This window comes from Streptomyces sp. NPDC004838 (assembly GCF_053600955.1).
The window spans coordinates 75,504-88,531 of the sequence record NZ_JBSGAW010000014.1 but is presented as its reverse complement, the minus strand read 5'-3'; the positions used below and the strand labels follow the sequence as shown (position 1 = coordinate 88,531).

The 13,028-nt window shown below is 72.6% G+C and carries 12 protein-coding genes; 2 read left to right on the top strand and 10 right to left on the bottom strand.

The window, feature by feature from the left end; genetic code table 11:
• Positions 1-38: 38 nt before the first annotated feature.
• The 6 genes from ACWEFL_RS17930 to ACWEFL_RS17905 form a co-directional block, all read right to left on the bottom strand.
• On the bottom strand, positions 39-1,163 hold the full coding sequence (locus tag ACWEFL_RS17930) for an aminopeptidase P family protein (protein WP_451713211.1): 1,125 nt from the start codon (positions 1,161-1,163) through the stop codon (positions 39-41).
• Between the two features lie 257 nt (positions 1,164-1,420).
• Positions 1,421-2,392 carry a hypothetical protein gene (locus ACWEFL_RS17925; protein WP_451713209.1) on the bottom strand — a complete coding sequence of 324 codons (972 nt, stop codon included), beginning with the start codon at positions 2,390-2,392 and terminating at the stop codon, positions 1,421-1,423.
• Between the two features lie 78 nt (positions 2,393-2,470).
• Positions 2,471-3,115, bottom strand: coding sequence for a nucleoside/nucleotide kinase family protein (locus tag ACWEFL_RS17920; RefSeq protein WP_451713206.1), 645 nt, complete (start codon positions 3,113-3,115; stop codon positions 2,471-2,473).
• Between the two features lie 424 nt (positions 3,116-3,539).
• A complete protein-coding gene (locus tag ACWEFL_RS17915; RefSeq protein ID WP_451713203.1) occupies positions 3,540-4,376 on the bottom strand; it encodes an ABC transporter permease in 837 nt (278 codons plus the stop codon).
• Positions 4,373-6,004 (bottom strand): ABC transporter permease subunit, encoded by a 1,632-nt coding sequence (locus ACWEFL_RS17910; protein WP_451713201.1) that lies wholly within the window; start codon positions 6,002-6,004, stop codon positions 4,373-4,375. The genes ACWEFL_RS17915 and ACWEFL_RS17910 overlap by 4 nt, the downstream gene beginning before the upstream one ends.
• The gene (locus ACWEFL_RS17905) at positions 6,004-6,975 is read right to left on the bottom strand and encodes an ABC transporter ATP-binding protein (RefSeq protein WP_451713198.1); all 972 of its coding nucleotides are present in this window, start codon (positions 6,973-6,975) and stop codon (positions 6,004-6,006) included. The genes ACWEFL_RS17910 and ACWEFL_RS17905 overlap by 1 nt, the downstream gene beginning before the upstream one ends.
• Positions 6,976-7,108: 133 nt before the next feature.
• Here ACWEFL_RS17905 and ACWEFL_RS17900 point away from each other — a divergent pair, with 133 nt between their 5' ends.
• Together ACWEFL_RS17900 and ACWEFL_RS17895 are read left to right on the top strand one after the other, a co-directional pair.
• Positions 7,109-8,560, top strand: coding sequence for a sensor histidine kinase (locus ACWEFL_RS17900; protein ID WP_451713196.1), 1,452 nt, complete (start codon positions 7,109-7,111; stop codon positions 8,558-8,560).
• Positions 8,557-9,264, top strand: coding sequence for a response regulator (locus tag ACWEFL_RS17895; protein ID WP_451713193.1), 708 nt, complete (start codon positions 8,557-8,559; stop codon positions 9,262-9,264). The genes ACWEFL_RS17900 and ACWEFL_RS17895 overlap by 4 nt, the downstream gene beginning before the upstream one ends.
• A gap of 102 nt (positions 9,265-9,366) precedes the next feature.
• On the opposite strand, the gene msrB is transcribed toward ACWEFL_RS17895, so the two are convergent.
• From msrB to ACWEFL_RS17875, 4 genes are all read right to left on the bottom strand, one after another.
• A complete protein-coding gene (gene msrB, locus ACWEFL_RS17890) occupies positions 9,367-9,774 on the bottom strand; it encodes a peptide-methionine (R)-S-oxide reductase MsrB (protein WP_451713190.1) in 408 nt (135 codons plus the stop codon).
• Between the two features lie 40 nt (positions 9,775-9,814).
• Positions 9,815-11,245, bottom strand: coding sequence for a UDP-N-acetylmuramate--L-alanine ligase (gene murC / locus ACWEFL_RS17885; protein WP_451713188.1), 1,431 nt, complete (start codon positions 11,243-11,245; stop codon positions 9,815-9,817).
• Between the two features lie 264 nt (positions 11,246-11,509).
• Positions 11,510-11,980 (bottom strand): indole-3-glycerol phosphate synthase, encoded by a 471-nt coding sequence (locus ACWEFL_RS17880; protein ID WP_451713186.1) that lies wholly within the window; start codon positions 11,978-11,980, stop codon positions 11,510-11,512.
• Between the two features lie 106 nt (positions 11,981-12,086).
• The gene (locus ACWEFL_RS17875; RefSeq protein ID WP_451713183.1) at positions 12,087-13,019 is read right to left on the bottom strand and encodes a pyrimidine reductase family protein; all 933 of its coding nucleotides are present in this window, start codon (positions 13,017-13,019) and stop codon (positions 12,087-12,089) included.
• Between the last annotated feature and the right edge of the window lie 9 nt (positions 13,020-13,028).

Below are 13,028 nucleotides of genomic sequence, written 5' to 3'. Positions count from 1 at the left end.
GGGCGTCGGCCGCGCGTGCCGTGGCCCGCGCCCGGCGGCTACTCGACGATCGCCATCTCCCGGCGTGTGGTGTTGAGTCTGCGTCCGCCGTCCTCCGTCACCGTCACGATGTCCTCGATCCGGACGCCGAACCGGCCCGGCAGATAGATCCCCGGCTCGACCGAGAAGCACATCCCCGGCACCAGCGGCCGCTCCTCGCCCTCGATCATGTACGGCGGCTCATGGGTGGTGACGCCGATGCCGTGGCCGGTGCGGTGGATGAACAGATCGCCGTATCCGGCCTCTTCGATGATCGCGCGGGCGGCCCGGTCCACCTCCTGGCAGGCGATGCCCGGCCGGACCGACTCGTAGCCGGCCTGCTGGGCCTCCCGTACGACATCGTGGATGTGCTGCTCGGCCGGGGCCGGTTCACCGACGTGGACCGTGCGGGTCGTGTCGGAGCCGTAGCCGTCCAGGAGGCCGCCGAAGTCCAGGACGACCATGTCGCCGTGTTCAATGGCCCGTTCACCGGCCTCGTGGTGCGGGTTCGCGCCGTTCGGGCCGGAGCCGACGACCGTGAAGTCCACCTGGGAGTGGCCGAACTGCCGCAGCAGGGACGCGAGATCGCCGGCGACCTCCGTCTCCTTCCGTCCGGCGAACCGGGTCTTGACGATCTCCTCGTACGTGGCGTCCGCCGCCGCCCCGGCGGCGGCCAGCCGCTCCAGCTCACGGGCGTCCTTGACCGCGCGCAGCATCGGCAGCGCCTCGGTCAGCGAGACGTACGACGTGGTGGGCACCGCCTTCTGAAGGCCCAGCAGATGCATCGCCCAGGCGTTGTCGCTGACCGCGAACCGGCCGGAGGCGGTGAGGAGCGGTGCGGTGACCGCGTACGGGTCCTTCCCGTCGGTCCAGTCGCGCAGCGTGAGCGCGGGCGCGCCGACGGCCTTCTCGGCGTCGGGGGCCTCCAGGGTGGGCACCACGAGAACCGGGTCCCGGCCCGCCGCGATGACGAGGAGCGTGAGCCGTTCGGTGGCGGCGGGCGGCTCGTACCCGGTGAGGTGTACGAGGTCGGGGCCGGGCGCGACCAGCACGCCCGCGAGCCCCGCGTCCGCGGCCGCCCGTGCGGCGCGGTCCATCCGGTCCCGGTAGTCCTCGGCGGTGAAGGGGGCGGGTGCAGTGGCCATGGTCCCCATCGTGCCCGCGCGCCACGGGCGGCGCGACCCCGCGTGGGGCACCCCGAAGGCACTGTTCCCGCTCGCGGCGGGCCGTGCCGGGGTGGGCCTACGCCGTCATCGGGACGCGGCCCGGCCCGCCTGTCAGCCGGGCCCGCCGATCCCCCACCGGCGACCGGAACCGCCGACCGAGACCGCTGGCCGGAACCCGCGGCCCACCGCGGCCGCCGTGGCACCCGGCCGCCGTGCCGCCCCCGCCGTCCCGCCCGTCAGCCGTCCTCGCCCGTGTCCTTCTGGTCCTCGGCGACCAATCGTTCCAGCAGCTCCTGGAACTCCTCGCCGATCACGATCCGCAGCCCTTCACCCTCGTCGTCACGGTCGCTGAGCTGGGTGAGCGTGCCGTCGCGCCACCAGTAGACGTACGGGCTGATGGCGCCGGGCGTATCGGCGTAACCGGAGGCCGCGAAGGCGGTCATCCCGTTGAGCGCGGAGATCAGCCCGACGTCGCGGATGACGTGGAACGCGAGCTGGTGCCGGAACGGCATCGCCACGAGCGCGCCGTCGGGCGTCAGCTCCTCGCCGGTGGCCTCCCGTACGACGCTCTCCAGCGCCAGGACCCGGCTCGCCGTGTAGAAGGAGTCCCCGAGGATCACTTCGAAGCACATCCCGTCGTCGCCCTTGATCCGCTCATGCCCTTCGATGGGCAGTCCACGGAGGTTGTAAAGAGCCTGTTCACGCAGATACCGGAGGTCGCCCAGCGGCTCCAGGGCCTCATCGGTGAGCATCATGACGCTCTCGGGGAGGTCGAGCGCGATGATCTCGTACAGTCCGGGCGCGAGGACGCGGGCGTAGCCGAAGTTGTCGGGATCGAAGCCCTCGGAGCCGAGGACCCTGGGGTAGAGCTGCGCCCGGATCTGCTCGGTCGGCAAGGTGTCCAGCGCGGACGGCGCGTCCATGGTGCGGAGCACCATGCCGACGTGGCGGCGTACCAGTTCCGGCCACCCGCGCGGTCCGCGGTCGTCGTTGTGGAGGACGGCGGCGAGGTTGGCCAGCCCGAACTGCCGGCCGCCGCTGTCGGAGACCACATCCGCGTAGACGGTCACCTCCAGGCCCTTCTCGGCGAAGGATTCCCGCACCAGGGCGCGGAAACGCGCGCCCTCGTCGGCCGAGAAGTAGGAGAACTCGGGGTCCCGGGGTGCATCGCGTCCGTCACGCTTAGGCCCTCGCCGGAACAACCCCACGTCATCCGCCTTTCACTCGCTTGCACTGCCTTGACTTCGAGCCTACCCATCCCGTTCGCCTGCCCGGCGGAGCGAGATCTACAACATCGGTGACATCGGTACGACGAGATCCGCACGGTCCCGGCTCGGAGCGACCAGGCGGGCGTTGGCCTCGTCCGACTCCCGGACCCAGCGTTCGGCGTACGGCCTCTCCTTGCCGAACCGGACGTGCCGGTCGATGAGGCGGGGCACGCGGATCGCGGGGTCGAGTTCCAGAAACCAGCTTTCGTCGAGGAGGGGCCGGATACGCGCCCAGGGACCGGTGTCATGGAGGAGATAGTTCCCCTCGGTGACCACCAGAGGAACCTCCGAAGGGACGGCGACACTGCCTGCGACCGGTTCCTCCAGAGACCGGTCGAACGCGGGGGCATAAACGGCGGCGGTGCCGGGGGCGGGGGCTCGCAGCCGGATGAGCAGGGCGGCGTAGCCGTCCGCGTCGAAGGTGTCGGGCGCGCCCTTGCGGTGGGCGCGGCCGAGTCGTTCGAGTTCGGCCTGCGCGAGGTGGAAGCCGTCCATGGGGACGAGGACGGCCAGCCCGTCCAGCGCGGTCACGATCTGGGCGGCGAGGGTGGATTTACCGGCGCCCGGCGCTCCGGTGATGCCCAGGACCCGGCGGCGGCCGGGCACGGCGAGCGCGCGGGCGCGGTCGACGAGGTGGGGCGGGGCTGGCTGCTCGGGCGGCATGGGCGCATTGTTCCACCGGCGGGTGTCACCCGCTCGGCGGCGGCGGGCGGAGGGGCGGACACGGGGGGCGGCGCGTAGCGAGACGGCGGTGGAGAGGCTGTCCGCCCTCCTCCGCCGCGGGCGGCCTCCGGGAGCCGGACCGGCAGACCGGCAGACCGGCGGACCGGCGGCGACCCCGGCGGCCAAAGCCGGCTCCGGACGGCGGTTCCGGCTGGCCGACAGTCCCGGTCGCCGGAGCCGTACCCGGCGCCGGCCGCGCCCCGGCCCCGAGGGCCCGGCCCTCAAACCTGCGGGCGGGCCGGTGCGGCCGGTCATGGCCTGCCGGTCCTGGCCCCCCGTCCACGCCTCGCCGGTCGGCGCCGCCGGTCAGCGTCCCCAAGCGCCCCCTCCCCCACGCGTACCGCCCCCGTACCGTGGCGCGCGATCACACATCCCGGGCCCGCAGGAAGGCCCAGCCCAGCAGCAGCGCCCCCACCGCGTACGCCGCGAGGACGCCGATGCCCCGCCAGGGGCTGATGGGCAGGAGATCCAGCCGGACCGTCGACTGGATGGCGAGGCCCGCCGAGCCGGGCCCGAAGCTCTCCAGGCGTTCCCGCCAGACCGGGTCCGTGACCGCCTCGCGCAGCAGCGGGAACGCGTACAGCAGGCCGAGGACCAGGGTGACGGCGCCGGCCGTGTCGCGCAGGACCGTGGCGATTCCCAGGCCGAGCAGGGCGATGAGCACCAGATAGAGGACCGTGCCGAAGCCCGCGCGCAGGGTCGGGCCGTCCGTGAGGGCGATCGGGGCGAAGCCGTCACCGGGCAGGAGGGCCCGACCGGCGACGAGGGAGCCGAGGACTCCGACGGCGGCGGCCGTCGCCACCACGGCGGACAGCACCGCGGCCTTGGCCACGAGGAGCCGGGTGCGGCCGGGAAGCGCGGTCAGGCTCGTGCGGATGGTCCCCGTGCCGTACTCGCCGCTCATCGTGAGGACGGCGAGGGCGACGATCGCCGCCTGCCCCGCCCACACCCCGGTCAGGCTCGACTTCACCGTGTCATCGGTGCACCCCTGTGCGGCCGGGCAGTGCCCGGCGGACAGGGAGTCCACCGTCGCCGCGCCGATCGCCGCGGTCAGCAGGACGGCGGCGAGCAGCAGCCACCAGGTGCTGGGCAGGGTGCGGAGTTTGGTCCACTCGGCGTGCAGGGCGTTCACGGTCGCCGGTCCCGTACGGGGCCGGGGCGCCGGCTCCGTACGGGGAGCCCGCCGTACGGCGGCGCTCATACGTCGCTCCTGCGCAGCCGCCACAGTGCGAGACCGAGCGCGACGACGACGTACGCGCAGAGCGTGGCGAAGCCGGCCCAGCTCCCCATCTCATAGCAGCCGTTGTCGGGCAGGCAGAGGTTCGTCACATGCTCGTACCGGGTCCGGTTGTCCTGAAGGGCGAACCCTGCGGCGGGGGTGAGCCCTTGCACCCACTTCGCGAGGGACAGGGGCAGCAATCCAGTGAGGATCGAGGGCAGCACCGTGAGGACGATCACGACCCCGATGGCCGCGGCGGTGTGCCGCAACAGCGCGCCGATGCCGAGCGCGAGAACCGCGATGAGCGCGAGAACCGCGGCCGTGCCGATCAACGTCCGCAGCACGGGCCCGTCCGTGAGGGCCATTTCGGGGGAGAACGGAGGTTTGAAACCGTTGTCCCGCAGGACGGGCATGCCCAGGCTGAAGGAGAGCACGGTGGCGACGAGACTCACGGCGAAGGTCGCTCCACCGAGGACCACGGCCTTCGCGAGCAGCATCCGGCCCCGGCGCGAGGTGGCGGTCAGCGTGGTGCGGATCATGCCCCGGCGGTACTCGGCGGTGATGAACAGCGCGCCCAGCCCGGCCAGGAGGACCATGCCCAGCTGGCCGCCGGTGAGGCTCTGCGCGATGACGTCGCTGTCGCTCGAGCGGGAGGGGCCGATGTCGCCGGAGCCGGTGACGGTGAAGGCGCCCGCGCTCCGCGTGGTTCCGCTCGGATCCGCCGGAGGTCCGCCGCCGAACGGCCGTGATCCCGCGCCGACTCTCGTGTCCCGCCACGCTCCGCCGCCCGACGCGTCGGGAGTGCCCGGGCCGCCTGAGCCATCCGGGCCGGTCGAGGTGTCCGGGCCGACCGAGGTTCCGCTCAGGGTGACGTCGTCGAATACGGCGGTGGCCCAGGTGGGCCTCGCCCTGACCGCCAACGAGCCGAAGGTGCGCTCGACTTCGGACGCGGGCGGCGAGGCGGCGAAGAGCCCGGCTTCGACGTTCCTCGGAAGTCCGTCGAGGCGTACGGTCCCGATGGCGCTCCACCGGTCGCCGTCGGCGGACTCGTATCCGGTGAGTTCGTCGCCGGAACGGGTCAGTTTCAGCCAGCGGGCCGTGGTACGGGGGGTGTCGCTGCCCGCCGTGTCGTCGGTGAATCCGCTCTGCATCCGTACGCCGTGATCCTTGGTCATCATCACCGCGGCGTACGGGGATCCCGGCTCCGTGCTCTGTTTGACCAGGACTCCGGCCTTGGCCCACTCGGGGATCGCCTTGCTCGACGGAGCCGTGCGGAGCCCCGAGACACGGGCGACGATGCTGCCGTCCCCCTGGAGAGTGCGGTGCGTGAACTGGAAGTCGTCCTCCACGGCCAGACCGTCCGCGCCCACGGGGGTCGGCGGTCCCCCCTCCTTGACGCCCATGGCGGAGCCGGACGCCGCGAGGTACGAGATGAGAACGGTCAGCGCCCCGGCGGCTGCCAGGGTGAGCTTCCAGCGGGCGACGGTGCGCAGTTTGGTCCACTCGGCGCGTACCGACTGGGCGAAACCGTCACGGGCGGACGAGGCGAGCGTCGAACGGTACGGGGCTATGGGCGGCGTACTCGCCCCGGTCGGAGTTCCGGTGGCCATCAGATCCGCCCCTCCGGGTCCTGGGCTTCGGCCTGGGCCGGGGCCGTGTAATCGGCGGCGTCCTTGGTCAGCTCCATATACGCCTCTTCGAGGGTGGCCCGGTGCGCGGCGACCTCGGAGAACGGGACGCCGTCCCGGCCGAGGAGTTCCACCACCCGCGCGGCGGGCAGCCCGGAGACGGTGAGGGTGTCCCGGCCGGTGGCGGCGACGGTCGCGCCCTCGCCCGCCAGAACGGTCATGGCCTGCGAACGGGCCTCCGTACGCACGCCGACCCGGTCGGCGGAGGCCGCGTCGAGCAGCTCCCGGACACCGGCGTCGGCGATCACCCGGCCCCGCCCGATGACGACGAGATGGTCGGCGGTGCCCTCCAGTTCGCTCATGAGATGGCTGGAGACGAGGATGGCGCGGCCCTCGGCCGCCAGCGAGCGCAGAAGTCCGCGGATCCACCGGATGCCCTCGGGGTCCAGCCCGTTGACCGGTTCGTCGAGGAGTAGCACGGGCGGGTCGCCGAGGAGCGCGGCGGCGATGCCGAGCCGCTGTCGCATGCCGAGCGAGTAGCCGCCCGCGCGCCGGCGGGCGGCGCTGGTGAGACCGACCGACTCCAGTACCTCGTCCACGCGCCGCGCGGGCAGCCGGTGCGAGTGCGCGAGCCACAGCAGATGGTCGCGACCGCGTCTGCCGGGGTGGACCGCGCCCGCGTCCAGCAGTGACCCGACGCGGGTCAGCGGAGTGCGCAGGGCCCGGTAGGGGCGTCCGCCGATCAGCGCCACGCCCGTGTCGGGGGTGTCGAGGCCGACGATCACGCGCATGGTGGTGGACTTCCCCGCGCCGTTGGGCCCGACGAAGCCGGTGATCTGTCCCGGTGGCACGGTGAAGGACAGTCCGTCGACCGCCGTGACGGAGCCGAACCGTTTGCGCAGCTCGCGCACTTCGATGGTGGCGTCCGTGGTTGCTTCGGTGCGTACTTCCATGCCGAGGAGGCTAGGGACGGCGCCGGTCGCCGGTCGTCACGCCGGAGGGTGGTTCCACGGACCCCTGCGCCGGGGACGCGGATCCCTCGTACGGGGGACTCCACCGGGCAGTCGGCCCATGACAATGGACGCCATGAAGGGGCAGGGGGGCGTCAGGGGCGTGGCCGGGCGGTTTGTCCGCGCGCCGGAGAGCGCTCCGGCGGCCGGGGCGCTGCTGGGTCTGCTGGCGTCGGTCGAGACGATCCTGAACAGGGAGGACGGCCCCGGCGGTGGGGTGGCGGACGAGGTGGGCCGCTCCGTCGGGGGTGGTGCCGGGATGTCGCTCGCGCTGCTGCTGTGCCTGTGCGCCACTGTTCCCGTCGCGCTGTTGCGTACGCATCCGGTTCCGGCGTCGGTGCTGACGGCGACGGCGGGGCTGCTGTCGCTCGCGCTGTTCCAGTCGTTCACGCTCGCGGGTCTGGTGGCCCTGGGGTGCTGTCTGTATGTGCTGCCGGGGCTGTCGGGACGCGGTCCGAGACTGCTGACGGTGCTGCTGGCGCTGCCGTTCACGGCGTACGCGATCGCCGTACCGTCCGCGCCGGCCGTGGGGACGGACACGGGCGACCGGCTCGTCGCCGTGGTGGCGGCGGCCGTGGCCGCCGGGGCCGCCGGTACGGGGCTGACGCGGCGGGCGCGGCGGGAGGCCGAGGTCCACAGCGCCGCGGAGCGGGCCGTCGCGGACACCCTGTTGGAGCACGCGGCGCGCGGGGAGCGGGCGCGGATCGCCCGTGAGCTGCACGATGTGGTGGCCCACCACATCTCGATGATCTCGGTGCAGGCGGAGACGGCCCGGCTGACGACGGCCGGGCTGCCGGAGGACGGCGCCAAGCGGCTGCTGGCCATCGGCGATACGGCGCGGGCCGCGCTCACCGAGATGCGGCGGCTCCTCGGGGTGCTGCGCGAGGACGCCGGAGGCGGCGCGGGCCGCCGCCCCCAGCCGGGGCTTCAGCAGCTGAACGAGCTGGTCGACGAGGCTCGGGACGCCTCGGCCTCGGCGATCCGGCTGATCGTGAGCGGCCGGATCCGCCCGCTGGACCCCGGCATCGAGCTGACCGCGTACCGCCTGGTGCAGGAAGCGCTGACGAACGCGCGCCGGCACGCTCCCAGGGCGGCGGTCGACGTCGAACTGCGCTACCGGGAGGACGCTCTGGTGCTGCGGATACGGGACAACGGGCCCGGTCCCGTCCCGTACGGCCGCCCCCGGCGCGCGGACACGGAGGGCCACGGTCTGGTCGGGATGCGGGAGCGGGCGGCCACGGTCGGCGGAGTGCTGCGTACGGCTTCGGCTCCCGGCGGCGGATTCCTCGTCGAGGCGTCCCTGCCCGTCGACGCCGGACCGCGTACCGCCGAGGCCGGACGAGACGTGCACGGGACGAAGGAACGGCGCACTCCGGAACACGGGCCCACGGAACACCGGCCCACGGAACAGCCGCCACGGACACCGCTGACCCCGGCACCGCTGACCCCGGCACCGCAGGACCCGGCACCGCGGACGCCCGACCAGCAGGCGGCCGACCAGCGGACCGCGGAACGGCGGGTGTCATGACCGTCTCCACGGCGCGGTCCATCGTGCGTCTGGTGGTCGTCGACGATCACGAGGTCGTACGGGTCGGTTTCGCCGGGCTGCTGGCCACCCAGCCCGATTTCACCGTCGTGGGCACCGCCGTGGACGGCGCGGACGCGGTCCGCGTCTGCCGGGAGCGACGGCCCGATGTGGTGCTGATGGATGTACGGATGCCCGTGATGGACGGCATCGAGGCGACGGCCCGGATCACATCCGCCGTGCCCGAGGCCCGGATTCTGATCCTGACCACGTTCGACCTCGACGAGCATGTGTACGACGCGCTCGGGGCGGGTGCCAGCGGTTTTCTGCTGAAGGACGTGACGGCGGAAGGGCTTTTCGAAGCGGTACGGGTCATCGCGGCCGGCGAGGCGCTGCTCGCTCCGTCGGTCACCCGCCGCCTGATCGCCGCATTCGCCCGCCACCGCGCCGGTCCGGCGCCGACGGGCCGTCCCGCACCCGCGCTCGCCGCCCTGACCCCGCGCGAGACGGAGGTCCTGCGGCTGATCGCGGAGGGACTCTCCAACCCGGAGATCGCCGCCCGGCTGCATGTCGGCGATGAGACGGTGAAGACGCACGTCAGCCGGGTTCTGACCAAGCTGGGGCTGCGCGATCGCACCCAGGCCGTGGTGACGGCGTACGAATCGGGCCTGGTCGTGCCGGGCACCCGTCAGGGGCCCGGCACATGATCCCCCCGTCTCTCCCGACTCTCCCTGACGGCCGGAATCAGGCTCGGTAACGGCGGGCGTCAGGGGCAGTCGGCTGCGGAGTCGACGGAGTCGGGGCCTCGGTCAGCCGCCGTCGGGCGTCAGCCGGAGCGAGATGCTGTTGATGCAGTACCGCTGATCGGTCGGCGTCGGATAGCCCTCGCCCTCGAAGACATGCCCCAGATGCGATCCGCACCGCGCGCACCGCACCTCCGTGCGGACCATGCCGTGGGAACGGTCCTCGATCAGTTCGACCGCGTCGGTGTCCTTCGGGTCGTAGAAGGAAGGCCAGCCGCAGTGCGACGCGAACTTGGTGTCCGAGCGGAACAGCTCCGCCCCGCACGCCCGGCAGGAGTACACGCCCGCCGTCTCGGTGTCGGTGTACTCACCGGTGAACGCGGGCTCCGTGCCAGCCTTCCGCAGCACCTGGTACTCGGCGGGGTTCAGCTCCGCGCGCCACTGCTCGTCCGGCTTCTCGATCTCGTACGCCATGAGACTCGCTTCCTCGGCTTCCTGGAGGTCCTTCGCTGCGTCAGCTCGACAGGCGCGCCAGGATCAGCGGACCGAGGTCCGTGACATCGCCCGCGCCCATGGTGAGAACGAGATCGCCGGGCTTCGCCATTCCCGCGACCGTGTCCGCGACCGCCGCCTTGTCGGAGACGGGGGTGATGTCCGCGCCCGCCGCGCGGGCCGCGGTGATGATCAGCTCGCTGGTGACGCCGGGGATCGGGTCCTCGCGCGCCGGATAGATGTCGAGGACGACACCGGCGTCGGCCAGCGCCAGGGCCTCGCCCATCTCCTTGCCCAGTTCCCGGGTACGGGAGTAGAGGTGCGGCTGAAAGACCACGAGCAGCCGGGATCCGGCCGCGGCGCCGCGCATGGCCTCCAGGTCGGCGGTCATCTCGGTCGGGTGGTGGGCGTAGGAGTCGATGACCTGGACGCCGGCGGCCTCGCCCTTGAGCTGGAGGCGGCGCTTGACCCCGGTGTACTTGCCGAGGGCCGAGGCGAGGTTGTGGGCCGGAATGCCGAGGGCGACGCCGGCGGCGAGCGCGGCCACCGCGTTGTGGGCGTAGTGGCTGCCCGGCACGGCGACGGTGAAGGTGAGGAAGCGGCCGTCGAGAACGACGGTGACCTCGCTGGTCAGACCGCGCGGGGTGACCTTGTGGACCCGTACGTCGGCGGACGGGGACTCGCCGTAGGTGACGATCCTCAGACCCTCCCGGCCATCCCGGCCCCCTTGGTCGTCGCGGTTCGCCCGTTCCCGCAGGCGGGCGGTCAGCTCGACCGCGCCCTGCTGGTCGGCGGAGATCACCAGGGTGCCGCCGGGGACGATCTTCCCGGCGAAGATCTCGAAGGACTCGTAGATCTCGTCCATCGAGGCGTAGTTCGCGTGGTGGTCCAGCTCGACGTTGAGGACGATCGCGACCTCGGGATCGTACTTCTGGAAGCTGCGGTCGCTCTCGTCCGCCTCGGCGACGAAGATGTCGCCGTCGCCGTGGCGGGCGTTGGTGCCGGGCCCCTCCAGATCGCCGCCGATGGCGTACGAGGGGTCGAGACCGAGCCCGGTGAGCGCCACGGCCAGCATGGAGGTGGTGGTGGTCTTGCCGTGCGTGCCCGCGACCGCGATCGAGCGCAGCCCGGTCATCAGAGAGGCGAGCGCGTCGGAGCGGTGGACGACGGGGACGGACAGCTCGGCCGCGCGCACCAGTTCCGGATTGTCGGGGCGGATGGCGCTGGAGACGACGACGCAGCTGGCGTCGTCGTCCAGATGACCGGCCGCGTGCCCGATGTGAACGGTCGCGCCCAGTTCGCGCAGGGCGTCCGCCGTGGGCGACTCCTTCGCGTCGCTTCCGGCGACCCGCGCGCCCCGCCGGGCGAGGATCTTCGCGATGCCCGACATCCCGGCGCCGCCGATGCCGATGAAGTGCGGGCGTTCCATGGTGCCGGGAATGGCGGATGCCATGCGTCTGTCTCCCCAAGATGGACGAACCGCGGCGGAGGCGGATCACGCGCCGCGCGATCCGCCGTCCACGTGGATCGAGGTGTACGTGAACGAGTGTGTGCGGGTCAGGTGTACAGGACTCACGGTGTGCGTGAACGAGCGCGTGGGCGAGCGAACGCGTACACGGGTTGACGCTGTACGGGGTTGTCGGCTGTACGGGGCTGAGGCTGTGCGTCGGTGGTGAAGCCGTACACGCATGACGCCGTACGTGAACGAGGCCCCACCCTATTCGGTGTGGGCGAAGAGTTTGAGCACCGGGACGCCGACCTTGTGCCGGGCGCGGGACGCCCAGTCGCGGTGGAAGAACTCCTCCACATAGTGCGGCGCGGTCAGCACGATCACCTCGTCGGCCCCCGACTCCGCGACGACGGACTTGAGTCTGTCCAGGGGATGGTCTTCGACGACCTGGCCCGACGCCTCGCAGCCCGCGGCGCGCAGGGCGGCGAGCGAGTGCTCCAGGGCGAGCGCGGCGGGGGCCTGCGCGGCCTCCCCCTCGGGCTCCTCCCCCTCGCGGACGGCGTCCCTCAGTTCGCCGAGCGCCACGTCGTCGATGGCGCGCAGCAGCACATCGGCCTGATCGCCGCGGGGCTGCATCAGCACGAAGAACGAGACGCCCTCGTCCCCATGGAGGGTCGTGACGAAATCCACGTCCTCGGACGTCAGGGGCTTCTCGATCATCAGTACGCTTGTGAACACGTCAGGAGCCCTTCCGCGGAAACCATCCTTCCCCGTGCCCGCACGGGGTATGCGTGAGTAAGTGTGCCCAGCCCGAGCTAACCGGAACGATAAATTCCGCAGCTTGTCATATGCGACGGTATCGGGTGAAAAGAAACCCTGCCTCCTCCAGCACGGACGCCAGTGCGAATCTCTCCGGCAGGACGGGACCGGGTCCGCCCGCTATCCGCTGGGCGTCGCCCGCCGTCAGCACCGGGGCCACCGTCAGACAGAGTTCGTCCAGCGTCCCGGAGGCCACGAACTGTCCCAGCAGCCTCGGCCCGCCCTCGGTGAGCAGCCGCCTCAGACCGCGCTCGGCCAGTGCCCGCAGCGCGCGCACCGGATCCACCTCCGGCCCGTCCCCGGCGACCACCACCTCGGCACCCGCCTTCTCCGCCTCGTGGATCCGGTCCGGTGGCGCGGCGGCTCCCGTCAGCACCAGGGTCGGCACCAGCGGCTCGGTGAAGAGGGGGAGCGAGAAGTCGAGCCGGAGCGAGGTGCTGACGACGGCGATCACGGGAGCGGGGCCCTGCCCTGCCGCGGCACGGCGCTCCGCGAACGCGTCACGGGCGCGGGCCGGGCGGTACCGCTCACGGCGTACCGTTTCGGCTCCGACGACGACCGCGTCCGCGAGCCCCCGCAGGACGCCGAAGATCCGCATGTCGGCGTCGCTCGACAGCGCCTGCGAGCGGCCCTCGTGCTGGGCGGCCCCGTCGAGTGAGGAGACCATGTTGGCGCGGAGCCAGACCCCCGGCCCGGCGTCCGGGGCCCCAGGCTCGGCGTCCGGGGCGCGGTCCGCCGCGCCTCCGGCCGAGGGGGCGGGCGCGGTGCCACCCGCGGAGAGCGCGGACAGATCGGGGAGCCCGGACACGTCGCCGGACGGTTCGGGACGGCCGGGTCGGCTGGGGCCTGGTCGGTGGGGACCGGGCTCCGGATACGCGTAGGCGTCGGCCAGCTCGTCCAGGGACCACTCATGGTCCTCGTTCGCTGTCGGGTCGGTCACAGGGAGCAGGCGTCGCATGACGTGCAG